Source organism: Stutzerimonas sp. R40042, from assembly GCF_026642215.1.
Classification (GTDB): Bacteria; Pseudomonadota; Gammaproteobacteria; order Pseudomonadales; family Pseudomonadaceae; genus Stutzerimonas; species Stutzerimonas frequens.
The window spans coordinates 2,805,302-2,827,604 of sequence record NZ_CP113258.1 but is presented as its reverse complement, the minus strand read 5'-3'; the positions used below and the strand labels follow the sequence as shown (position 1 = coordinate 2,827,604).

Annotated in this window: 23 protein-coding genes; 12 read left to right on the top strand and 11 right to left on the bottom strand. The window is 63.2% G+C overall.

Annotated features, from left to right (window positions below):
* Nucleotides 1-24: 24 nt before the first annotated feature.
* Nucleotides 25-1,935 (top strand): ATP-binding cassette domain-containing protein, encoded by a 1,911-nt coding sequence (locus tag OUY36_RS13260; protein WP_267934625.1) that lies wholly within the window; start codon nucleotides 25-27, stop codon nucleotides 1,933-1,935.
* Between the two features lie 132 nt (nucleotides 1,936-2,067).
* Nucleotides 2,068-2,760, top strand: a complete 693-nt coding sequence (locus OUY36_RS13255) for a DUF6901 family protein (RefSeq protein ID WP_156243884.1) — start codon at nucleotides 2,068-2,070, stop codon at nucleotides 2,758-2,760.
* Nucleotides 2,761-2,805: 45 nt separating this feature from the next.
* Here the strand turns inward: OUY36_RS13255 and OUY36_RS13250 are convergent, their stop codons facing one another.
* Complete coding sequence (locus OUY36_RS13250) at nucleotides 2,806-3,246, bottom strand: universal stress protein (RefSeq protein WP_063540482.1); 441 nt, start codon at nucleotides 3,244-3,246, stop codon at nucleotides 2,806-2,808.
* 272 nt (nucleotides 3,247-3,518) lie between these two features.
* Between OUY36_RS13250 and OUY36_RS13245 the strand changes: the two genes are divergently transcribed.
* Genes OUY36_RS13245 through OUY36_RS13235 form a run of 3 tightly spaced genes read left to right on the top strand, consistent with a single transcriptional unit; the run spans nucleotide 3,519 to nucleotide 5,325 of the window.
* A complete protein-coding gene (locus tag OUY36_RS13245) occupies nucleotides 3,519-3,995 on the top strand; it encodes an MFS transporter (protein WP_230724585.1) in 477 nt (158 codons plus the stop codon).
* A gap of 38 nt (nucleotides 3,996-4,033) precedes the next feature.
* A complete protein-coding gene (locus OUY36_RS13240) occupies nucleotides 4,034-4,810 on the top strand; it encodes a class II glutamine amidotransferase (protein WP_102840275.1) in 777 nt (258 codons plus the stop codon).
* The gene (locus OUY36_RS13235; RefSeq protein WP_102840276.1) at nucleotides 4,810-5,325 is read left to right on the top strand and encodes a DUF2937 family protein; all 516 of its coding nucleotides are present in this window, start codon (nucleotides 4,810-4,812) and stop codon (nucleotides 5,323-5,325) included. The genes OUY36_RS13240 and OUY36_RS13235 overlap by 1 nt, the downstream gene beginning before the upstream one ends.
* 60 nt (nucleotides 5,326-5,385) lie before the next feature.
* On the opposite strand, the gene OUY36_RS13230 is transcribed toward OUY36_RS13235, so the two are convergent.
* The 4 genes from OUY36_RS13230 to OUY36_RS13215 form a co-directional block, all read right to left on the bottom strand.
* Entirely contained in the window at nucleotides 5,386-6,564 is a 1,179-nt protein-coding gene (locus OUY36_RS13230) for a vWA domain-containing protein (protein ID WP_011913593.1), read from the bottom strand.
* Nucleotides 6,565-6,606: 42 nt separating this feature from the next.
* Nucleotides 6,607-7,011, bottom strand: a complete 405-nt coding sequence (locus OUY36_RS13225; RefSeq protein WP_267934621.1) for a GFA family protein — start codon at nucleotides 7,009-7,011, stop codon at nucleotides 6,607-6,609.
* 53 nt (nucleotides 7,012-7,064) lie between these two features.
* Nucleotides 7,065-7,913 carry an AAA family ATPase gene (locus tag OUY36_RS13220; protein ID WP_063540477.1) on the bottom strand — a complete coding sequence of 283 codons (849 nt, stop codon included), beginning with the start codon at nucleotides 7,911-7,913 and terminating at the stop codon, nucleotides 7,065-7,067.
* Nucleotides 7,914-8,057: 144 nt separating this feature from the next.
* Nucleotides 8,058-9,128, bottom strand: coding sequence for a DUF748 domain-containing protein (locus OUY36_RS13215; RefSeq protein WP_267934620.1), 1,071 nt, complete (start codon nucleotides 9,126-9,128; stop codon nucleotides 8,058-8,060).
* A gap of 124 nt (nucleotides 9,129-9,252) precedes the next feature.
* Here OUY36_RS13215 and cysK point away from each other — a divergent pair, with 124 nt between their 5' ends.
* On the top strand, nucleotides 9,253-10,227 hold the full coding sequence (gene cysK / locus OUY36_RS13210) for a cysteine synthase A (protein ID WP_102840280.1): 975 nt from the start codon (nucleotides 9,253-9,255) through the stop codon (nucleotides 10,225-10,227).
* A gap of 24 nt (nucleotides 10,228-10,251) precedes the next feature.
* On the opposite strand, the gene OUY36_RS13205 is transcribed toward cysK, so the two are convergent.
* The gene (locus tag OUY36_RS13205) at nucleotides 10,252-11,169 is read right to left on the bottom strand and encodes a DMT family transporter (protein WP_267934618.1); all 918 of its coding nucleotides are present in this window, start codon (nucleotides 11,167-11,169) and stop codon (nucleotides 10,252-10,254) included.
* A 124-nt stretch (nucleotides 11,170-11,293) separates the two neighbouring features.
* Here OUY36_RS13205 and aceK point away from each other — a divergent pair, with 124 nt between their 5' ends.
* Both aceK and OUY36_RS13195 read left to right on the top strand, forming a co-directional pair.
* Complete coding sequence (aceK, locus tag OUY36_RS13200; protein ID WP_267934616.1) at nucleotides 11,294-13,015, top strand: bifunctional isocitrate dehydrogenase kinase/phosphatase; 1,722 nt, start codon at nucleotides 11,294-11,296, stop codon at nucleotides 13,013-13,015.
* A 208-nt stretch (nucleotides 13,016-13,223) separates the two neighbouring features.
* Nucleotides 13,224-13,349, top strand: coding sequence for a PA1414 family protein (locus tag OUY36_RS13195; RefSeq protein WP_256070032.1), 126 nt, complete (start codon nucleotides 13,224-13,226; stop codon nucleotides 13,347-13,349).
* A 9-nt stretch (nucleotides 13,350-13,358) separates the two neighbouring features.
* On the opposite strand, the gene OUY36_RS13190 is transcribed toward OUY36_RS13195, so the two are convergent.
* Entirely contained in the window at nucleotides 13,359-14,027 is a 669-nt protein-coding gene (locus OUY36_RS13190; RefSeq protein WP_267930639.1) for a glutathione S-transferase, read from the bottom strand.
* An 86-nt stretch (nucleotides 14,028-14,113) separates the two neighbouring features.
* On the opposite strand from OUY36_RS13190, the gene OUY36_RS13185 reads away from it, so the two are divergent.
* The gene (locus OUY36_RS13185; protein WP_267934614.1) at nucleotides 14,114-14,698 is read left to right on the top strand and encodes a tRNA-uridine aminocarboxypropyltransferase; all 585 of its coding nucleotides are present in this window, start codon (nucleotides 14,114-14,116) and stop codon (nucleotides 14,696-14,698) included.
* Between the two features lie 38 nt (nucleotides 14,699-14,736).
* On the opposite strand, the gene OUY36_RS13180 is transcribed toward OUY36_RS13185, so the two are convergent.
* Entirely contained in the window at nucleotides 14,737-15,156 is a 420-nt protein-coding gene (locus OUY36_RS13180; protein WP_063540470.1) for a YbaN family protein, read from the bottom strand.
* 218 nt (nucleotides 15,157-15,374) lie between these two features.
* Nucleotides 15,375-15,962: a UPF0149 family protein gene (locus OUY36_RS13175; protein WP_102840284.1), complete on the bottom strand. Its 588-nt coding sequence runs from the start codon at nucleotides 15,960-15,962 to the stop codon at nucleotides 15,375-15,377.
* Between the two features lie 174 nt (nucleotides 15,963-16,136).
* On the opposite strand from OUY36_RS13175, the gene recQ reads away from it, so the two are divergent.
* Together recQ and OUY36_RS13165 are read left to right on the top strand one after the other, a co-directional pair.
* Nucleotides 16,137-18,260, top strand: a complete 2,124-nt coding sequence (gene recQ, locus OUY36_RS13170) for a DNA helicase RecQ (RefSeq protein WP_267934613.1) — start codon at nucleotides 16,137-16,139, stop codon at nucleotides 18,258-18,260.
* 181 nt (nucleotides 18,261-18,441) lie between these two features.
* The gene (locus tag OUY36_RS13165; protein ID WP_013983076.1) at nucleotides 18,442-18,873 is read left to right on the top strand and encodes a MarR family transcriptional regulator; all 432 of its coding nucleotides are present in this window, start codon (nucleotides 18,442-18,444) and stop codon (nucleotides 18,871-18,873) included.
* Here the strand turns inward: OUY36_RS13165 and OUY36_RS13160 are convergent.
* On the bottom strand, nucleotides 18,870-21,056 hold the full coding sequence (locus OUY36_RS13160; RefSeq protein WP_267934611.1) for a patatin-like phospholipase family protein: 2,187 nt from the start codon (nucleotides 21,054-21,056) through the stop codon (nucleotides 18,870-18,872). The genes OUY36_RS13165 and OUY36_RS13160 overlap by 4 nt on opposite strands.
* Nucleotides 21,057-21,126: 70 nt before the next feature.
* On the opposite strand from OUY36_RS13160, the gene OUY36_RS13155 reads away from it, so the two are divergent.
* Complete coding sequence (locus OUY36_RS13155) at nucleotides 21,127-21,408, top strand: SelT/SelW/SelH family protein (protein WP_063540466.1); 282 nt, start codon at nucleotides 21,127-21,129, stop codon at nucleotides 21,406-21,408.
* Nucleotides 21,409-21,410: 2 nt separating this feature from the next.
* Here OUY36_RS13155 and OUY36_RS13150 read toward each other — a convergent pair whose 3' ends face one another.
* Nucleotides 21,411-22,289, bottom strand: a complete 879-nt coding sequence (locus OUY36_RS13150) for a DMT family transporter (RefSeq protein ID WP_133456758.1) — start codon at nucleotides 22,287-22,289, stop codon at nucleotides 21,411-21,413.
* Nucleotides 22,290-22,303: the final 14 nt, after the last annotated feature.

Sequence of the window (22,303 nt, the reverse complement as noted above, 5' to 3'; positions counted from 1 at the left end):
GCGCCCTGTTTTCCGGAGGTAGTCATGACCCTGCTCAAGTTCACCGATGTATCTCTCGCGTACGGCACCACGCCGCTGCTCGATGGCGTGTCCTGGCAGATCGCGCGGGGCGAGCGGGTCTGCATCATCGGCCGCAACGGGACGGGCAAATCCAGCATGCTGCGCCTGGTCAAGGGCGACCGCTCGGCAGATGACGGCGAGATCTGGCGCGCGCCGGGGCTGAAGATCGGCGAGCTACCGCAGGAACTCCCGCGCGCCGACGACCGCACGGTTTTCGACGTGGTCGCCGAGGGGCTGGCGGGCGTGGGTGAGCTGCTCGCCGAGTACCATCATCTGAGCATGAACATTCAGGATCAGGACGACCTGGACAAGCTCATGCATGTGCAGCAGGCACTGGAAGCCAAGGATGGCTGGCGCCTGCAGCAGCTGGTGGAGAGTACGCTGAGCCGCCTGCAGCTGCCGGCTGACCGGACTCTGGCCGAGCTGTCCGGTGGCTGGCGCCGCCGCGTGCTGCTGGCGCAGGCGCTGGTGTCCGAGCCCGACCTGCTGCTGCTCGACGAGCCCACCAACCATCTGGACATCGGTGCCATCGCCTGGTTGGAAGAGGCGCTGACCGGCTTCAACGGTGCCGTGCTGTTCATCACCCACGATCGTGCTTTCCTGCAGAACCTCGCCACCCGCATTCTGGAGCTGGACCGCGGCCACCTGATCGACTGGAACGGCGATTACGCCAGCTTCCTGGTGCACAAGGAACAGCAGCTTGCCGCCGAGGAAACCGCCAACGCGCTGTTCGACAAGAAGCTCGCTCAGGAAGAGGTCTGGATTCGCCAGGGCATCAAGGCTCGGCGCACCCGCAACGAAGGCCGGGTGCGTGCGCTCAAGGCGCTGCGTGCCGAGCGCGGCGAGCGGCGTGATCGGCAGGGCAAGGCCAGCTTCCAAGTGGAAGTCGCGGAAAAATCGGGCAAGCAGGTGGTTGTCGCCGAGCACATCAGCTTCGCCCATCCAGGTGGCGAGCCGCTGATTCGTGACTTCTCCATCGTTATTCAGCGCGGCGACCGCATCGGGCTGCTCGGTGCCAACGGCACCGGCAAGACCACCCTGCTCAAGCTGCTGCTGGGCGAGCTGCAACCCAGCAGCGGCGTGATCGAGTTCGGCACCAAGCTGGAAGTGGCGTATTTCGACCAATTGCGTCACCAGCTGGAGCTGGAGAAGACTGTGGTGGACAATCTCGCCGAAGGGCGCGAGTTCATCAGCATCGATGGCCAGAATCGCCATGTGCTGAGCTATCTCGGCGACTTCCTGTTCAGCCCGCAACGGGCGCGCACGCCAGTCAAGGCGCTGTCTGGTGGGGAGCGGGCACGGCTCTTGCTCGCCAAGCTGTTCAGTAAGCCGGCCAACCTGCTGGTGCTGGACGAACCGACCAACGATCTCGATGTGGAGACCCTCGAGCTGCTCGAGGAAGTGCTGCTCGGCTTCCAGGGCACGGTGCTGATGGTCAGCCACGATCGTGCCTTCCTCGATAACGTGGTCACCAGCACCCTGGTGTTTCAGGGCGGGGGCGAGGTGCGCGAGTACGTCGGTGGCTATCAGGACTGGTTGCGCCAGGGGGGGGCGCCGCGCCTGCTCGGCGTTGCCGAATCCAGCGGCGAGACGAAAGAGGCGAGCAAGCCTCAGCCGGCTCCGGTCGCACCGCTTGCGACCGAGGCCGCGCCAGCGAAGAAGAAGCTCAGCTACAAGCTGCAGCGCGAGCTGGAAGCGCTGCCAGGGCAGATCGATGAGCTGGAAAAGCGGATCGAGGTACTGCAGGCCGAAGTGTCCGAGCCGGCCTTCTACCAGCAGCCGACTGACGTGACTGCCGCCGCGCTGGCTCGTCTCGAAGCGCTGCAACAGGAGCTGGATGGGTTGCTGGAGCGCTGGGCCGAGCTGGAGGAGTAAGGCGGTACGTTCGCAGGCGATTCGAGCGAGCAGGGCAGGCTGCGGTCACGGCTTATGAGATGGATCAATGCCATGCGCGCTGACGCGTAGTTAAGTAGCCGCATTGGATCATGCAGTCATGATGGAGCGTCAATGGCAATCGAATACCGCATCACCCTGGATGATGAACACGATTTCAGTTACCGGATCGAACTGGATCGTGACTATGACCGGGAGGTCGCCGCACAGGCGCCGAAATGGACTCGCCTCGAACATCAACGTTGCTCGAATTGCCCGCTCAGCAAGGATCAGTTCAGCCATTGCCCGGCCGCGGTGGATCTGCATCGGGTGATCGAGGACTTTCAGGGCCTGCCGGCGGTGAAGAAGGCACTCGTCTGGGTGCGTACGCCGGAACGCGAGTACACCAAGCTGGTGGGGTTGGACGAAGGTCTACGCGCGTTGCTCGGGGTGATCATGGCGACCAGTGCCTGTCCGGTGCTCGGCCGGCTCAAGCCCATGGCCCAGCAACATCTGCCGTTCGCCAGCAATCATGAGTTCGTTCTGCGCGCAGTGTCGCTCTACCTGGCGCGGCAGTACTTCAACTTGCGCGAAGGTCGGCATGCCGACTGGGAGCTGCGCGGGCTGGTGCGTTCCTTCCAGCAGCTGCAGCTGGTCAATCAGGCGTTCTGGCAGCGCATTCACGATACCTGTCACGCCGACTCCAACCTCAAGGCCTTCCTGACCTTCTTTTCGATGGCGTCGAGCCTCACTTACTCGCTGGAGACCCAGCTGCAGAAGATCCGGCCGCTGGTCATGTCTGCTGGCGAAGGGGTCGAGGCCGTCTGAGCGACGGCTTGCGCGGTCGGCATCCGCGCAAGCCTGCCGCTGTCCTTACTCGGCTTTCTTGAGGCGTACGGCCAGCACGTCGCACGGGGCACCGTGCAGAATGTCGTTGGCCGTTGAGCCCAGCAACAATGCCAGGCCATGACGGCCGTGGCTGCCGACCACGATGAGATCGCAGTGTTGTTCCTTGGCCAGGCGGTGCACTTCCTGGCGCGGCTGACCGTAGGCGAGGTGGCGCTGTTCGGGCGCCAGGCTCGGGTAGCTATCGGCGAAACCGTTCATGCGTTCGCGCGCCTGGTCGAACTGTTGCTGCTGCAGCATGGACAGGTCCATCGGAACGTCGCCGCCGAAGGCCATGGCCATGGGTTCGATGATGTGCACCAGGCTGAGCTTTGCGCCGCTGGTGCTGGCCAGTGCCTGGGCACGCGCGACGACCGGGTGGCACTCTTCCGTCAGATCGACGGCGACCAGAATGTGCTGATAGGGCATGGCTTTTTCTCCTTGCGTACCGGTCGGCTGTGGCTGGCTTTCCGGCTTCATATGGGTAAGTACCCTTTTGTTTAACGGGTTTATACGACCTTGCTTCGAGCTGTGCCAGTGGCTTGTTGTCACTAGCGATGACGTCGACAGGGTACGGGCTGTTATGATGGCGGCCCTTGCGCCGCGTCACTGTCCCGGCTCGTCGAGCCGTTGCACGATCATGTGACGCCGGACCTGTCGCCGCGCGGCTTCCGTGAACGGCTTGTGATCGAGAAAACACCATGCTGATGTTCGACTCCGACTATTCGCTCGCCTGGGCCCTGTACGGCATCGCTGCGCTGGGCTGCCTGCTGTTCTGGTTCCGCGTGACACGCTGGATGTGGCGCTGGCTGCGCGAATCGCTGCGTCTGGCTGCCGCTGTGCTGTTGTTCACGCCGACGATCGTCGATCCTGCCAAGGAACTGTTTGCCCCGGCTGTGGCCATTACAGCCATGGATATCTTGTTCCAGGTCGGCAACAACGCCTGGCGGGCGGTGGCCGATCTGGCCCTGTACGGCTTGATCGCCTTTGCGCTCTATCTGGTGCTCGTGGCGATCCGCTGGCCGCTCGAACGGCGTTTTGGCCGCCGTGGCCAGGCGGCGGATGACGTCGAGGATCCGCGCACGCTGCGTGAGCGCCTCGAGCAGGATGACGACGACCACTACGAGCCGGACTATGCGCCAACGCGCGGGCGTGTCCGTACCGAGCCCCGTATCTAGGGCCTCGACGCTTCAAGTCAATCATCGGGAGATGACGCATGTGCGAGCTGCTTGGCATGAGCGCCAACGTGCCCACCGATATCGTGTTCAGCTTTACCGGACTCATGCAGCGGGGTGGCAAGACCGGACCGCACAAGGACGGCTGGGGCATTGCCTTCTACGAGGGGCGAGGCCTGCGCCTGTTCCAGGACCCTGTCGCCAGCTGTGAATCCGAAGTGGCGAAGATGGTGCAGCGCTACCTGATCAAGAGCGAGGTGGTGATCGGCCATATCCGCCACGCCAATGTCGGCAAGGTCGCGCTGGTCAATACTCACCCCTTCGTTCGCGAGCTGTGGGGCCAGCACTGGTGCTTTGCGCACAACGGCCAGCTGTCCGATTTCGAGCCGCCTCGGGGTATCTATCGCCCGGTCGGTGATACCGACAGCGAGCGTGCATTCTGCGATCTGTTGAATCGCATTCGTCTGGACTTCCCAGATCGTTGCGCTGCCGAGGATCTGCTGCCGGTTCTGCTGGGCGCCTGCCAGGAGTACCGTCGCAAGGGCGTGTTCAACTGCTTGCTAAGCAACGGTGAATGGCTGTTCAGCTTCTGTAGCAGCAAGCTGGCCGAGATCACCCGGCGCGCCCCGTTCGGTCCGGCCCAGCTCAAGGATGCCGAGTTGATGGTGAACTTCCACGCCGAGACCACGCCGGACGACGTGGTCACCGTACTGGCGACCGAGCCCCTGACCGACAACGAGCAGTGGACGCTGCACGAACCCGGGCAATGGAGCCTGTGGCGACTGGGCGAGCGTGTGGCGACGGGCAGGATGGCTTGATGCTGAGAAGTTACCTGCGGCTCACGCTGTTCACCTTCGGTCTGCTGGTCGGCATCCAGGTACCGGGCTTCATCGAAGCTTATGCGCAGCATGTCGAGGCCCGACGGCTGGAGGCGGAGCAGGGCTTGCGGGGCTTTCAGGAGACCGCGCGACGCTTCTTCGAGGGCGATCTGGATGCGCTCGTGCGGCACTACCGCGACAGCACCGACCCGGTTTTCCAGAGCGATGCGCAGAGCGTCGAACAGCTGGTGAGCCGTGCCCGTATGCTAGAGCGTGAGTGGCAAGCCATGCAGCGGCCCTGGTATGCGCGCGCCGTGCACGTCCTGTTCGGAGCGGAGCGCAGCCTGCGGCAGCAGGTCTGGGACAGCTACCGCTTCCAGGTACTGCTGGCGCCCGAAGCCATCGCCTGGGGGCTGAGCTGCGCGGTTCTGCTGGCCTGGCTGGTGGAAAGCCTGCTGCTGGCGGCGAGCTTTCCCTTTCGTTCTCGCGTGCGGCGCTACCGCTCGTTTCGCTGAGTACCGCAGCGGTATTGGTGTTCGCGGACCTGGTGTCGGCGCGTCCCTGTGCCGGTCCGATCACTTGGCGAGAAACTTCATCCCTTCTTCGAGCCCGCTGAGGGTCAACGGATACATGCGATCCTCCACCAGTTCGCGAACGATGCCGGTGGAGGTGGTATAGCCCCAGGTATCCTTGGGGTAGGGGTTGATCCAGATGAGCTTCTTGTACTTCTCCATGAAACGCTGCATCCACACGTAGCCGGCTTCCTCGTTCCAGTGCTCGACGCTGCCGCCCGGCTGGGTGATCTCGTAGGGCGCCATCGCGGCATCGCCGACGAACACCACCTTGTAGTCCGCGCCGTACTTGTGCAGCACGTCGAGGGTCGAGGTGCGCTCCGAGGTGCGGCGGAAGTTGTTCTTCCACACCGACTCGTAGATGAAGTTGTGGAAGTAGAAGTACTCGAGGTGTTTGAACTCGGTCTTGCAGGCCGAGAACAGCTCCTCGCAGACCTTGACGTGGGCGTCCATCGAGCCGCCGATATCGAACAGGATCAGCAGCTTCACCGCATTGCGCCGCTCCGGCCGCATCTGGATGTTGAGCAGGCCGGCATCCCGCGCGGTATGGTCGATGGTGCCGTCGATATCAAGCTCATCCGCCGCGCCCTGGCGAGCGAACTTGCGCAGGCGACGCAGGGCGATCTTGATGTTGCGCGTACCGAGTTCGACCTGGTCGTCGAGGTTCTTGTACTCGCGCTGGTCCCAGACCTTCACCGCCTTGCCCTGGCGCTTACCGGCATCGCCGATGCGGATGCCCTCGGGGTTGTAACCGCCCGAGCCGAAGGGGCTGGTGCCGCCGGTGCCGATCCACTTGTTGCCGCCGGCATGGCGTTCCTTCTGCTCCTCGAGGCGCTTCTTGAATTCCTCGATCAGCTTGTCGAGCCCGCCAAGAGATTGGATCTGTGCGCGCTCCTCATCGGTGAGGCTGCGTTCGAACTCCTTGCGCAGCCAGTCTTCGGGGATCAGAGCCTCGAGATGCTGGTCGAGGTTTTCCAGGCCTTTGAAGTAGGCGCCGAAGGCCCGGTCGAACTTGTCGAAGTGGCGCTCGTCTTTGACCATCACCGTACGGGCAAGGAAATAGAACTCGTCCATGTCGGCGAACACGACACGATGTTTGAGCGCGTCGATCAGATCCAGCAGTTCGCGCACCGAAACCGGAACCTTGGCGGCGCGCATCTCGTTGAACAGGCCAAGCAGCATGGCAAAACCTCTGGCGCCGGAGTGGCGCGCTGTACGTGGCGCTCAGCGGGGGCTGTCGCCGTTGTGTTGGGGCAGTCCTTCGCGGATCTCGTACCAGTCAGCCTTGGATCCGACGTAGATATGCGATTGCGGTGGCACCGGCAGCGGCGAATCCAGGGTGCCGGCGGCAACGCCGACCTCGTGCTCGCGATTGTCGACGAACAGCAGATTGGCGCCGCAGCGGATGCAGAACGTGCGGGTTACGTGCTCAGAGGAGTGGTAGACGCCGAGCTGATCCTTGCCGGACATGAAGTGGAAGGCATCCAACGGCACGCTCGCGTAAGTGGCGAATGCGGCGCCGTGAGCCTTGCGGCACATCTTGCAGTGGCAATGGGTCAGCGCATCGATTGGGGCGTCGATGCGATAGCGCACGACGCCGCACAGGCAACTACCGGTATGCGTTTGCATGTTTCGTTCCTCCAGTGAGTGCACGGTCGGCTCCACCGGGAACCCGGTGCCGATCAGCGGCTGTTGGCGCGCCGACTCATGAAGGCTAGACGCTCGAGCAGCATCACGTCCTGCTCGTTCTTCACCAGCGCGCCGGCCAGCGGCGGGATGGCACGAGTCGGGTCGCGCTCGCGCAGCACGGCTTCGCCGATGTTGTCGGCCATCAGCAGCTTCAGCCAGTCGACCAGCTCGGAAGTCGAGGGTTTCTTCTTCAGCCCCGGCACCTTGCGCACGTCGAAGAAGACGTCCAGCGCCTCGCTGACCAGCGACTGCTTGATACCGGGGTAGTGCACATCGACGATCTTCTGCAGCGTCTCGCGATCAGGGAAGGCGATGTAGTGGAAGAAGCAGCGACGCAGGAAGGCGTCCGGCAGTTCCTTCTCGTTGTTCGAGGTGATGATGATGATCGGGCGCTGGGTCGCCTTGATGGTTTCGTTGGTCTCGTAGACGTAGAACTCCATCTTGTCGAGTTCCTGCAGCAGGTCGTTGGGGAACTCGATGTCGGCCTTGTCGATCTCGTCGATCAGCAGAATGACCCGCTGCTCGCTCTCGAAGGCCTCCCACAACTTGCCTTTCTTGATGTAGTTCTTCACATCGTGGACCTTGTCCACGCCCAGCTGCGAATCACGCAGGCGGCTCACTGCGTCGTATTCGTAGAGGCCCTGGTGCGCCTTGGTGGTGGACTTGATGTGCCAGGTGATGAGCTTGGCGCCGAAGGATTCGGCCAGCTGCTCGGCCAGCATGGTCTTGCCGGTGCCCGGTTCGCCCTTCACCAGCAGCGGACGCTGCAGGGTGATGGCGGCATTGACCGCGAGTTTCAGGTCGTCGGTGGCGACGTAGGACTGGGTGCCTTCGAATTTCATTGCGGATTCCTTCGGCGGGGCCTGGCACGCAGGCGCTCGTTGTAGTCAGGGGGTCGACTATAAGGGAAGGCCATGCGACTGTGAACGCGAGCGCATCATTCAGTCACTGAATGGCTGGCATGGAGTTTCTGGTGACGCTGCCATTCACTCATCGTCGCCCATGGCGCGCTCGAAGCGGGCCGTGAAGGCCTCGACGAATCCGTTGCGCAATATGGCGATGAACGCCTGGAACGGGCTGACTTCGGTGTCCTTGGTGGTACCCGACAGCTCGACGCGGGTAGCGAATTGGTCCTTACGCTGATTCTGCAGCACTTCCTGACCGCCGCCGACGACAGCCTCCCACAGTCCGCGCAGGAAGCCCTTGTCATCGTTTTCGACATCCTGTTCGTAATCGAAGACGTCGACGTCGCGTAGCAGCGGCTTGATGTAGCCGTCGAGCTGGCTGTCTTTGGCTGCCACTTCGAGCACCAGGTCGCCGGTGCCGCCGACGAAATCGAAGTTGCCATAGGCACGGCTGAAGTCGTTCAGCTGCTTGAGTGGAACGTCCGTCACCCGAAGATCGACCTCGAAATCTTCCCAGTCGGTGAAAGGATCGAAGCGGGCGCTGGCTTCGATCGGTGCCTGATCGAACAGCTTGCCGGTGCCTTCGAAGGTCGCGGTACGGGTGCCATCGGCATCGTCGGTGTTGGTCAGGTTGTACAGGGTCGCCTGGATATCGCTGGCATAGACATGCACTTGCGGGTCGGATGAGAAGTTGCGGAACGACAGTTGGCCATCGATGACGCGGATTTCGTTCAGCGTGATCGGTACCAGGGCCTCGAGCTGATCGCGCCAATCGACGCCTTCGCCGCTCTGCGAGTCGCGACTGTCGCCACCGTCGACGAAGTTCAGGTGCGGTTGCTCGAAGGCCACTTCGCCGACGATCTCCTGGTGGTCCAGGATGGCATTCCAGCTGATGGCGATATCGATACCCGGTGCCTTGAACAGCGGTGCCTGCACGCGCTCGTCCTTCTTCTCGATCAGTAGCCCCTCGATACGATAGGCCCCGCGCCACCAGGCCAGGTCGACATCTTGGACATGGCCCTGATAATCCCCCATGTCAGCCATCTTGTCGTTCAGGTAGTTGCGTACCAGATGCGGCAGGGCAAGGTGCAGCAAGAGCAGCAGCAGGCCGAGCGCGAGCAGGATCCACAGAGGAAGCAGGCGACGAGTCATGGCATTCCGGAGGATGGCTGGATGTTGACGATGGACCTCGCCCGGCACCCTTGAGTTCGGCTGGACTGTCGCCTGGACTGCGCATAGTCTGATCGGTCTGGTACACCTCGGACAGGGCATTCCCATGAGTCGCATATACGCAGACAACGCACGCTCCATCGGCAACACTCCGTTGGTCATGATCAACCGTCTCGGCCCGAAGGGCGTCAGCATCATGGCCAAGATCGAAGGGCGCAATCCGGCGTATTCGGTGAAGTGCCGGATCGGCGCCGGCATGATCTGGGACGCCGAAGACAGCGGCCGGATCAAGCCCGGTATGACGCTGGTCGAGCCCACCTCCGGAAACACCGGGATCGGCCTGGCCTTCGTCGCCGCGGCACGCGGCTACAAGCTGATGCTGACCATGCCGGCCTCGATGAGCCTGGAGCGACGCAAGGTGCTCAAGGCGCTCGGCGCTGAGCTGGTGCTGACCGAGCCTGCCAAGGGCATGAAGGGCGCTATCGAGAAAGCCGCTGAGATCGCCGCCTCGAACCCGGAGCAGTACTACATGCCGCAGCAGTTCGAGAATCCGTCCAATCCGGCAATTCACGAAAAGACCACCGGGCCGGAAATCTGGAATGACACCGATGGTGGCATCGACGTGCTGGTCGCCGGTGTCGGTACCGGTGGCACCATTACCGGGGTATCGCGCTACATCAAGAACACCAAGGGCAAGCAGATCCTCAGCGTTGCCGTGGAGCCCAGCAGTTCCCCGGTGATCAGCCAGACCCTGGCCGGCGACGAGGTCAAGCCAAGTCCGCACAAGATCCAGGGCATCGGCGCCGGCTTTGTGCCGAAGAACCTCGACCTGTCGATGGTCGATCGCGTTGAACTGGTCGATGACGAAGAGGCTAAGCAGATGGCGCTTCGCCTGATGCGCGAGGAAGGCATCCTCTGCGGTATTTCCTGTGGCGCGGCGATGGCCGCGGCGGTGCGGCTGGCCGAGCGTCCGGAAATGCAAGGCAAGAACATCGTGGTGATCCTGCCCGACTCGGGTGAACGCTACCTGTCCAGCATGCTGTTCAGTGACATGTTCAGCGAGCAGGAGCTGGTGCAGTAAGGCGCTTGCGTCGCGGCTGCTGGATCAGCCGCGGCGCAGATCGGTTCGTGGCTGGAGCGGCGTTCCCGGACGCAGAATCAGCCACAAGGCCAGCGCGATCAGCGCACCGCCCTGGACATAGGCCCAGGACAGCGGCTCATCGAGCAACAGCACGCCCCACAGCACGCCGAATGGCGGGATCAGGAAGGTCACGGTCAGGGTTCTCACCGGGCCGATGTCCGCCAGCAGGCGGAAATACAGGATGTAGGCGAAGGCCGTGCAGACCAGCCCGAGCCCCAGCAGGCTGAGCCATACGGTCTGATCGCCCCAGCTGCGCGGCGATGCCTGCAGCAGCGAGAGGCCGAACAGGGGCAGCAGACACAGCATGGCGCCGGCCTGGCTGGCAAAGGCCACCATCTCGCTGTTCAATCCATCGCCCTGCTGATTGATCCAGCGGCGGGTAAGAAATCCACCCAGGCCATAACAGGCCGTAGCACCCAGGCAGGCCAGCGCGCCGAGCAGCAGATCGGCATCCAGTGGCACCGGACCAATGCGCATCAACAGCGCGACGCCGCCGAGCCCGCTGAGCACTCCGACGATCTTCGCCAGAGTCAGCTCCTCGGCGAAGAACAGCGCGCCGATCAGGACCCCCATCATCGGCGTCGTCGCATTGAAGATGGCCGAATAGCCCGCCGGCACCAGTTGCGCCGCTACCGAATACAGGGCGAACGGCAGTCCCGAGTTGATCATGCCAAGCACCAGGCATAGGCCGAACTTACCTCGGAAGTCCCAGCGGGTGCGCATCAACACAAGAATCACCAGCAGGCCGGCGGTGCCCAGCAACACACGGAAAAACGCCGTGGGAAAGGTGCCAAGCACCGGCGCGATGATGCGCAGGAAGAGGAAGCTCGCGCCCCAGATGGCAGCAAGGGCGAGCAGTCGAAGCAGATCGAGCGGGCGCATGACGGGGCTCCATCGATGGAGCGGCAAGTGTTGTCGTCCTTGGCGCAACTGGCAATCCGAAACCGACTTTCAAACCGCGGGCTGCTAAGCTCGGCGGACTTCCAGACCCTGCAGCGAGGGCAGCATGGTGCAGCATGAACTGGCCGTGGATATAGCGCGGCAGATCCTTCTCGGCTTCGACGACTACCGTGAGCAGTTCCGTCTGATTACCGAGGGTGCGCGGGCACGCTTCGAGCAGGCCCAGTGGCAGGAGGCGCAGCGCGCTTCGGCGGCGCGAATCAATCTCTACGAAGAAAAGGTCGGCGAAACCCGGCGCCGCTTGCTGGACAGTTTCGATCATGCCGATTTGCTAGAGGTCGAGGCCTGGCCGCAGATCAAGGGCGCATACATCGATCTGATCAATCCGCGCTTCGACGATGAGCTGTCGGAGACCTGGTACAACTCGATCTTCTGCGGCTTGTTCAGCCACGACTGCATCAGCGACCGCACCATGTTCATCCAGACTACCCGGCCAGCGGTGCGTGCCCATGAGCGCATGGCACAAACCCGCACCTACCAACCCAATGGCGATCTGGCGGGTATGCTGGAGCAGATCCTGCGCGATTATGCGTTTTCGGTACCTTACTGCGACCTGTCGGGCGATCTGCGACGGCTGCAGACGCAGTTGCAGGAAACCCTGCCCGACTGGGTGTGCAAGGATCCCGAGTTGATGGTCGAGCTGTTCGTCTCGGTCCTCTATCGCAACAAGGGCGCATACCTGCTCGGACGGATCTTCACGCGCGACGAACAATGGCCGCTGGTGATACCGCTGCTGCACCGCGAGGACGATGGAATCGTCGCCGACGCTCTGATAACCGACGAGGCGGAGGTGTCGATCATCTTCTCCTTCACTCGCTCCTATTTCATGGTCGAAGTGCCGATTCCTGCCGAGTTCGTTGGTTTTCTCAAACGCATCCTGCCGGGCAAGCACATCGCCGAACTCTATACCTCGATCGGCTTCTACAAGCACGGCAAGTCCGAGTTCTACCGCGCGCTGATCGACCATCTGGCCAACACCGATGACCGCTTCGTCATGGCGCCCGGTGTGCGTGGCATGGTGATGACGGTGTTCACCCTGCCGGGCTTCAACACGGTGTTCAAGCTGATCAAGGATCGCTTCTCACCGGTCAAGAGCGTCAATCGAGCCAACGTCATCGAGAAGTATCGCCTGGTCAAGAGCGTCGATCGGGTAGGGCGCATGGCCGATACCCAGGAGTTCGCCGACTTCCGCTTTCCCAAGTCGAAGTTCGAGCCCGAATGCCTGGCCGAACTACTGGAGGTCGCTCCGTCGACGGTTGAGGTGCAGGGCGATACGGTGCTGGTGCGCCACTGCTGGACCGAGCGGCGCATGACGCCCTTGAACATCTATCTGGAGCACGCCAGCGAGCAGCAGGTGCGCGAGGTGCTGGAAGATTACGGCCTGGCCATCAAGCAACTGGCGGCGGCCAATATCTTTCCCGGGGACATGCTGCTGAAGAACTTCGGCGTCACGCGCCATGGCCGGGTGGTGTTCTACGACTACGATGAGATCAGCTTTCTTACCGAGGTGAATTTCCGCCACATCCCGCCGCCGCGTTACCCCGAAGACGAGATGGCTTCCGAGCCTTGGTACTCGGTAGGGCCGAACGATGTCTTCCCGGAGGAGTTTCCGCGCTTTTTGTTCGCCGATCATGGGCAGCGACGGCTCTTCGCCAGCCTGCACGGTGAACTCTACGACGCGGATTACTGGAAAGGTCTGCAGGATGCGATCCGTGAAGGGAAGGTCATCGACGTGTTTCCCTATCGGCGCAAGGCGGACCGCAACTGATTGGCTGCGCGGCCGTCCCGACCGTCGGCGAATCCTGAACGCCTCCTGCCGGGTTGGGTCGCAGTTGTAAAGCGCCGTAACAAAGCGCTGACGGCTCCGGGGCTGCCGCTGGCGACATGCACGAGCGCTTGTGTGGAAGTTGAATTATGCTGGTGACGAAGCCCGCATGGCTCCGATGTAACCCGTTATCTCGCAGGAGGGTGTGACCATGAAAGCAAGGCTCTATGAAACGTTCTGGAAGTTGGCGGTCACGCTTGGGCTGATCCAGCCGCCGCGCATGCAGCCTATTCCGGTACGTGCCCGTCGCGAGCAGGAGCGTCGCCAGTCTCGTTGAGGCCGGGTTCTAGGCGTTCGGCAGCGCGGGGCCTCCGCGCTCCACGGCTCGTTGATAAGCGGGCCGCTGCTTTATGCGATGCAGGAAGTCCATCAGGCGTGGGCGGCAATCGTCCAGGCCGCCTCTGGCGCGCGCGGCCTCGATCGGAAAGCTCATCTGAATATCCGCTGCGCTGAAGCTCTCGCCAGCGAACCAGGCCGAGCGGGCGAGTTCCGACTCCATGTAATCGAGATGAGTCTTCAGCTGCGGCCCGATGAAGGCGCGCTGGGCGCCCTTGGCAATGGCCCGCGCCACCGGCCTGACGAAAAAAGGCATAGGGCCGTCGGCGACCCGGTCGAAAACCAGTTTCAGCAACAGAGGCGGCATCGCCGAACCCTCCGCGTAATGCATCCAGTAGCGAAACCGACGATGGTCTGCAGCGTCGTGCGGCCTCAAACGTCCGTTGCCGTAGCGCTCCAGCAGATACTCCAGGATGGCCCCCGACTCGGCCAGCGTTAGGTCGTCATCGGTAATGACCGGGGATTTTCCAAGCGGATGAATCGCTCTCAGCTCAGCAGGCGCGAGCATCGTCTTCGGGTCACGTGGGTAGCGCTTGAGTTCGTAGAGCAGTTCCAGTTCTTCCAGCAGCCAGAGCACGCGATGCGAGCGTGAGTGGTTCAAGTGATGGACGGTGATCATGCCGGCTCCTCTTGGTGGCTCGGCCCAAGCATAGCCGCTCTGCAGAGCGCTGCTCGGTATGGCAGACTCCGCAGCCGAGGTGAATCATGTCCCGTCCATGTTGTTCGCGCTGTCAGCGCCCGTTAGCCCATTGCCTGTGCGAATTGATCCCGGCATTGGACAGCCGCACCCGGTTGCTCATCCTGCAACACCCCAGCGAGGCGGGGCATGCGCTGAATACCGCGCGGCTGGCGGCGCTCGGGCTTCGCAATGCGCAATTGAAGATCGCCGAGCGCTTCGAAGAGGATGTCGATACCGATCGGCCGAGTTACCTACTGTTTCCCGGGGAGGGCGCCTTGCCGGTGAGCAGCCTCGCCGATGCAGGGAGCTCGCTACGGCTGATCGTGCCGGATGGCACCTGGCGAAAGGCGCGCAAGTTGCTGCACGTCAATCCATGGCTCGCGGCGCTGCCGCGGGTTGAGCTACCAGGGGGGCTGACGTCGCGCTATCGCTTGCGCAAAGCGCCGATGTCCGGCGCGTTGTCGACCATCGAGGCGATCGTAGCGGCGCTCGATATTCTCGAAAGCCCGCGACGTTACGACGAGCTGTTGCGCCCGTTCGAGGCATTGATCGAAGGTCAGATCAGCGCGATGGGCCCGGAGGTCTTCCAGCGCAACCACGGCAGTCGATAGCGACCTGGTCCTATTCGGCCAGGCTGCGGAAGCTGGTGCTATCTGGCTTCAGGTTGCTTGGCGATCGACAGGGTCTTCTGCCGGAGGATGTAGAGGGTCACCAGGGTGGCGCTGAGCAACATGCCCACGCGAGCCCAGAACAACGGGACCAGCCAGCAGGACACGCCAATGCTGAGCCACATGGTCGCTATGGTGTAGACCTTGCCCTTGAGCGGGATGCCGTGTCCTTCCAGGTAGTCGCGAAACCATGGGCCCAGGCGCGGGTGACCAACCAGCCAGTCGTAGAAGCGTTGCGAGCTGCGCACGAAGCAGGCAGCGGCCAGCAACAGGAACGGGGTGGTGGGAAGCACCGGCAGGAAGATGCCGATGACCCCAAGGGCGACGGCGAGCCAGCCCGCCGCCAGCAGAAGCGAGCGGATAAGGGGGTTACGATGCTGGCGAACGTCGCGGTGGCTCATGCCGGGCTACCTCTCGCCGTTCGCCGGTCCGCTGTGAAGTCTCTGGATATGGCAGCCGTTGCTCGATCGGTTTCTGCCATGCCGCGGCGGGCAATCAGAATGCACGGACATGCTGACGAGCCTCCTCTGGTGAGTGAGCCCGCTGCCGCGGGCCGGTGCCGAGCGCGGTGGCGCCGCGCCGGCTGAACTCGATCTGCGCTTTGTTGAGGTCGTCGGGGTCAGTGGCGACGCGGCTTGAGCAGGGCCGGTTTTTCCTCAGGCGCATGGCAGATGAGGTACAGCGCCGTCAGCAGTTCCGGAATCTGCGCGACCATTTCGTCGACCAGATCGGGGTTGTCGGCGATATCGGCGAACTCCGGCTGTTCATCGAACAGGCCCGAACCCACCATGATCGGTAGCAGCAGCTCGCTGACTTCTTCCTCGGCGTCTTCGAACCAGACCGCCTCGCGCATGAATACGCCTTCCATGAAGCCGATGCACCAGCCTCGCAAGTCGGATTCGTCGGGCTCCTCACCCAGGTCAAGCTCGCAGGGCAGTTCCATGTCCTCGTCGCTGGCCAGCTGACGAGCGATATGGGCCTTGAGCTGGACAAGCGTGGCCTCGATGGCCTCGCGCTCGGTGTCATCCTTGTACTTGGGGGGCTCGGAGAACAGCGCATCGATCCATTCGCGCTCGGGCACCTGTTCGGAACAGATGCACAGAGCCGTCAGGTAGCCATGGGCGGCGATGTAATCCAGTGCTTCCTCGTGCAGGTCATCTGCATCCAGGAAGACTTGCAGGCGGGCGAGTTGCTCGGCGAATGACATCGGGAACTACCTTGGGGTGGGAAGACAACCCGGATTCTAGACGAGGCGCGGGGCGCAGGCTACTCAAGCCTGCGGAGCGCCGCCTGGGCAAGGGCGACTCGTCCGTTAGCGGGCCGCGGTCCTGAACTCGCGGTCCCGCTGGCGTATACTGCGCGCCTTGTTTCGGAGACCGGCATGCTCGACCAGGCACAGCGCATCCTCAAAGACGTATTCGGCTATGACGCCTTTCGTGGCAACCAGGGCGCGATCATCGAGCGGGTCGGCGGTGGCGGCGATGCGCTGGTGCTGATGCCGACCGGCGGCGGCAAGTCGCTGTGCTATCAGGTCCCGGCGCTGTTGCGCGAAGGCCTGGCAGTGGTGGTGTCGCCATTGATCGCCTTGATGGATGATCAGGTCGCCACGCTGGAGGAATTGGGTGTCGCGGCTGTTGCGCTCAACTCCACGCTTGGCGCCGAGGAGCAGCGCGACATCGCCGAGCGCATCCGGCGCGGCGAGATCAAGATGCTCTACCTGGCGCCCGAGCGGCTGGTCCAGCCGCGCATGCTGGCGTTTCTGCAGCGGCTGGATATTGCGCTGTTCGCCATCGATGAGGCCCACTGCGTCTCGCAGTGGGGGCACGACTTCCGTCCCGAATACATGCAGCTCGGGCAGCTGGCCGAGTTGTTTCCCGAGGTGCCGCGCATTGCCCTGACCGCCACGGCAGACAAGCGTACCCGGGAAGAGATCGTTCAGCGCCTGCACCTGGAGAACGCCGAGCGCTTTCTCTCCAGCTTCGACCGCCCGAACATCTTCTATCGCATCGTGCCGAAGGAGCAGCCACGCAAGCAGCTGCTCGGCTTTCTCGCCGAGCGCCGTGGCGATGCCGGCATCGTCTACTGCATGTCGCGCAAGAAGGTCGATGATCTCGCCGCATTCCTCACCGAGCAGGGCTTTCCGGCGCTGCCTTACCATGCCGGGTTGTCGAGCGATCTGCGCGCCTATCACCAGAAGCGCTTCCTCAACGAGGAAGGCCTGATCATGGTCGCGACCATCGCCTTCGGCATGGGCATCGACAAGCCCAACGTGCGCTTCGTCGCTCATCTCGACCTGCCCAAGTCGCTCGAGGCGTATTACCAGGAGACCGGGCGGGCAGGGCGTGATGGCCTGCCGGCGGATGCCTGGATGGCTTATGGCCTGCAGGATGTGATCTTTCTCAAGCAAATGCTCAACAACTCGGAAGGCGACGAGCGGCATAAGCGCGTCGAGCAGCACAAGCTCGACGCCATGCTGGCGCTATGTGAGGAGACTCGTTGCCGACGTCAGGCGCTGCTGGCCTACTTCGACGAAGAACTGGCCAACCCATGCGGGCACTGCGACAACTGCGTCGACGGCGTGCAGACCTGGGACGCTACCGAGCCGGCACGCCAAGCGCTTTCAGCGATCTATCGCAGTGGCCAGCGCTACGGCGTTGGCCATCTGGTCGACCTGCTGCTCGGGCGCGACAACGACAAGGTACGTGGCCTCGGTCATCAGCATCTATCGGTGTTTGGCGTCGGCAAGGCGCTGTCGGAGGGTGAATGGCGATCGCTGTTCCGCCAGCTGGTCGCTAGAGGACTGGCCGATGTCGATCTGGAAGGGTTCGGTGGCCTGCGCCTGAGCGAAAGCTGTCGCCCGTTGCTCCGCGGCGAGGTGACCCTTGAGCTGCGTCGCGACCTGTCCAGCAAGGCGCCGAAACCGGCTGCCAGTGCTGCCAGCCAGTTGGTGCGCGGCGAAGAGCGGGAGACCTGGGAGGCGCTGCGCGCACTGCGCCGCAAGCTGGCCGAAGAGCACAGCGTGCCACCGTACGTGATCTTTCCGGACGCCACCCTGCTGGAGATGCTGCGCAGCCAGCCGGCATCGCTGACGGACATGGCGCGTATTAGTGGTGTCGGTGCTCGCAAGCTGGAGCGCTACGGCCAGGCGTTCCTCGAAGTGCTGCAAGGAACTGCGCAGGCGGCGAGGTCGCCTGCCGACCTGCGGCATGAGTTGATCAGCCTGGCGCGGGCCGGCATGACGCCCATGCAAATCGCTCGTCAGCTGGACTGCAGCGAGAAGAACGTCTACGCCATGCTGGCCGAGGCGATCGGGCAGCAGCAGTTGAGTCTTGAGCAGGCACTCGACCTGCCCGAAGAACTGCTCGGCGAGATCCAGGAAGCCTTCCTTGATGGCGAGGGCGAGCTGCCGCCGGTCAGCGCCGTGGCCGCCCAGTTCGCCGGTCGTGTGCCGGAGCAGGTGCTCTATTGCGTGCGCGCCGCACTGCAGGTCGAGTTCGAATTGTAACCGGGTGCATCGCATTCGACGCCGCAAGGCGCAGCGCTGAGGGCATTGCACGGCTACATCTGGGCGCGTAGTGCCATCATTTCGACTTCTGTCGGGCTATCAACGGCCAAAGGTCGTCTTGCCTGCATTTCAGAGCTGTGATTAGCTCACTAATAATTAGTTTTTGCAGGAAAAGTCGTACATGTACGCCGAGCAACATCGCTTCGCCATGCAACTGGCACAACTCTCGCGTGGCTGGCGCGCGGAACTGGACCGCCGCCTGGCCGATCTGGGGCTGTCACAGGCACGTTGGCTGGTGCTGCTGCACCTTGCTCGTTTCGATCACGAACCTACTCAGCGCGAGCTGGCGCAGAGCGTGGCGGTGGAAGGCCCCACGCTGGCGCGTCTGCTCGATAGCCTCGAAGCGCAGGGGCTCGTGCACCGCAAGGCTTCGGCGGAAGATCGGCGTGCCAAACGAATATCGCTGGGCGCACCGGCACTGCCACTGATCGAGAAAATCGAGGCGATTTCCACCCAGGTTCGCCAGGAGGCCTTTGCCGGCATCGACGAGGAGGATCTGCGCAAGTGCCAGCAGGTGCATGCGCGAATTCTCGCCAATCTGGACAAGCGCTAGAAGCTGCGTCCCAGGTTCATGTAGAGCGCCTGCTCGTCCTCGTCATTGACGCCGTAGCCGAAGTTCAACGGGCCCAGCGGCGTATCGTAGCCAAGGAATACGCTGGCTGCGTTGATGTAGCCACTGTCGAAGTCGTTGCCGTTGTTCCAGGCACGCCCGCGCTCCAGTGATGCTCCCAGATACACCGGGAAATCCAGCGGCAGGAAGCTGCGTTGCGTCATGCGACGGTAGTAAACCACCCGCCCCAGGCTGATGTTCTGCCCGGCCAGCGCGTCCTGACGGAAGCCTGATAACTGCCGCGCTCCGCCGAGGAGAAAACTCGACGTCACGATTTCGGCATCATCCAGTGTGCGACCGTAGCGCCCGCCGAGCACCCAGGTATTGGCATCCTGGCTAAGCGCCTTGTCCAGCTTGAGCTGCCATTGCCGGTAGCGCTGATCCGAGCTCAGGCTGGGGTCGTACTGGCGAAGGGTCAGGCGAATGTCTTCGCCTTCGCGCGGAAAATCGACATCGTCCAGCGTGTCGAACGAGTACTGCAGCTCGTAGTAGCCTTCGGTGAAGCTGAAGTCCGGCAGGTCGCGCTCACCGATCCGAACGTCTGCCTCGCCCCAGGCCTGGCCGATACCGAAGCGGATCTCGCCATTGTTGGCAATCTGGCGACCCAGATTCATACCGTAGCCGTAGCGCTGCAGGCGATATTCGGCGATCGGATCGTTGTCGAGAATGGCCTCGATGTTCTGCGCTTCGATGAACAGATTCGGCGCGACGAACCAGCGTGAGCCTGCGTCCAACGGCTGGTAGAACTCGCTGTAGAGCTCCTGACGGTCGCCCAGCTGCAAGCGCGTGAGCCATTCGGCACCCAGTTGGTTGATGCCGTTCTTCCGGTAGCTGGCGCCCAGGTTGAATACGCTGTCGCCCTGGAAGTCGTCGGACAGGCTGAGTCCCAGGCGCAAGTAATCGGTGCCGCTGCGCTTCTCGCGCGCACTGATGACCAGCGTATTGCCCAGCTTGCCGCGCTGGACGCGGTATTCGACCCGCTCGAAGTAATCCAGTCCGTAGAGCGTGCCCATATCCTTCTGCAGGTCTTCCAGATCGAGCGGCTCGCCCAGCCGCTGGCGGATGTGCCGGCGAATAACTGCGTCGCCCACCTTGGAATCGTTGTCCACCCGGATCGCGGTGATCACGGGTGTGCGCGGGTCGCTTGAGCGTGCCAGGCTGAGCGCGGGGTTGCCGCCGGTTGTGGTACGCAGCTCGGCCAGGCGCCCCTCGAGGGCGAGCGTGGCGCGGTAACCGGCATCGACCAGCTGCTCGGCGCGGTCGAAGTCGGTCGAGCCATAAGCCGCCAGCGGGGGTTGGATCAGCAGGTCCTGAGGCTGCAGCGTCGCCAGCTGTGCCTCGGAGTTGCGCCGCGTCATCATCGTCGTGGTCTGGTTCAGTACATCGACCACGGTCAGCAGTTCCTTGCGCGGCTTGAGCGGCGTACCGATGTCGACCACGATGAGCCGATCGACGCCCATGTCGCGCGCCACGTCCATTGGGATGTTGTCTACCATGCCGCCGTCGACCAGCAGCCGGTCTTCGATTTCCACCGGTGCGAACACCGCCGGGATCGACATGCTGGCGCGAATGACCTGCGGCAGGTGGCCGCTGCGGAAGACCACCTTCTCATCGTTGGCAATGTCGGTGGCCACGGCGCGGAACGGGATCGGCAGCTGGTCGAAGTTGCGGGTATCGCTGGCATGAACCAGCAGGCGCTCGAGCAGCAGGGCGAGATTCTGGCCCTGGATCACGCCCAGCGGCAGGCCGAGGCTACCGTCGTCGCGAAAGCTGAGTTTCTGTTTGATCAGGAAGTCGCGATCATCCTGCTTGCGGCGGTAAGGGATGTCCTGGCGTGGCGGATCGTCGGACAGCACCTGTTGCCAGTCGAGGGTCAGGGCCAGGCGCTCCAGCTCGGCCACGCTGTAGCCGGCCGCATACAGCCCACCGACTACAGCGCCCATGCTGGTGCCGGCGATCGCATCGACGCGCACGCCTTGCTCCTCCAGCGCCTTGAGTACGCCGATATGGGCGAGGCCGCGCGCCGCGCCGCCGGACAGGACCAGGCCGACCTTCGGCTGGACCGGCTCGGCTGCGGCAAGTGGCAGGACGACGAGCAATAGCAGGGCAGAGAGCAGGCGGAACATGGCTTGGGACCGGGGCGAGCTTGGCGGGGCGGCTATTATAGGCCGCCATACACCGATCGGAGACGCCACCATGACCCATGCCAAGCCCGAGATCGCCATTACCTACTGCACGCAATGCCAATGGTTGCTGCGCGCGGCCTGGCTGGCCCAGGAGCTGCTTTCGACCTTCGCCGACGATCTCGGTCGTGTGTGCCTGGTCCCGGCTACCGGCGGCACCTTTCACATCACCTGCGACGGCGAGCAGATCTGGGAGCGCAAGCGCGATGGTGGCTTTCCCGAGGCCAAGGAACTGAAGCAGCGGGTACGTGACCGCATTGACCCGCAGCGCTCGTTAGGCCACAACGATCGCTGAGGTCAGCTCGCCAGCTTCGCTACGGCGCCAGGCGGGCTCTTCAGCCGGCTGGTGATGATGCTGGCGACGATGATCATCGCTCCGCCCAGCAGCATGCGCAGAGTCGGCTGCTCGTTGAACAGCCACCAGGCAAAGGCGATACCGTAGACCGGCTCCAGAGCAAAGATCACCGACGTGGTGCGTGCCTTCAGGACGCGCAAGCTGGCGACGAACAGGCTATGGGCCAGTCCCGTGCAGAGTATCCCGAGCAGAGCCAGCCAGAGCCAGTCCGGTGCTGGCACGGCGGGAAGGCCTCGCCAGCTCCACGGCAGCAGGCAGGCGAAGACCGCGAGATTCTGCCAGAGCGCCGAGTGCACCGGATCCAGACCGCGGGTGACCGCTCGGTTGAGCAGCGACAGCAGCGCGAACAGCAGTCCCGAGAGCACGCCGTAGAGGAGGCCCGCAGTCGGGGCGCTGTCGAGGTCGAACGTAGGTGCTACCAGTAGCAGGCCCGCGCATACAAGGCCGACCATGGTGAATTCGACGGCACGGGTGCGTTCGCGAAACAGAACGCCTTCGAGCAGCACGGTGAAGGCTGGGAAGCTGGCGAAACCGAGCGTGGCGATGCCGACCCCGGCGATCTTTACCGCGATGAAGAACGTCAGCCAGTGTGCGCCGAGCAGCAGGCCACCGAGCGCCAGTCTGCCGCGCTGTCGCCAATCCGGCAGCGCACCGTTGGGCTTGAGTAATTGGGCGACGAGCAGCAGGGCCAGTACGGCGAACAGCGCGCGGCCGAAGGTGATGATCAGCGCCGGACTGTCGGCCAGTTTTCCGAGCACGCCGGAGAGGCCGAACATCAGTGCGCCGAGATGGATCGCCAGCAGGGCGTTGCGTGGTGTCATGACCGGCACGAGCG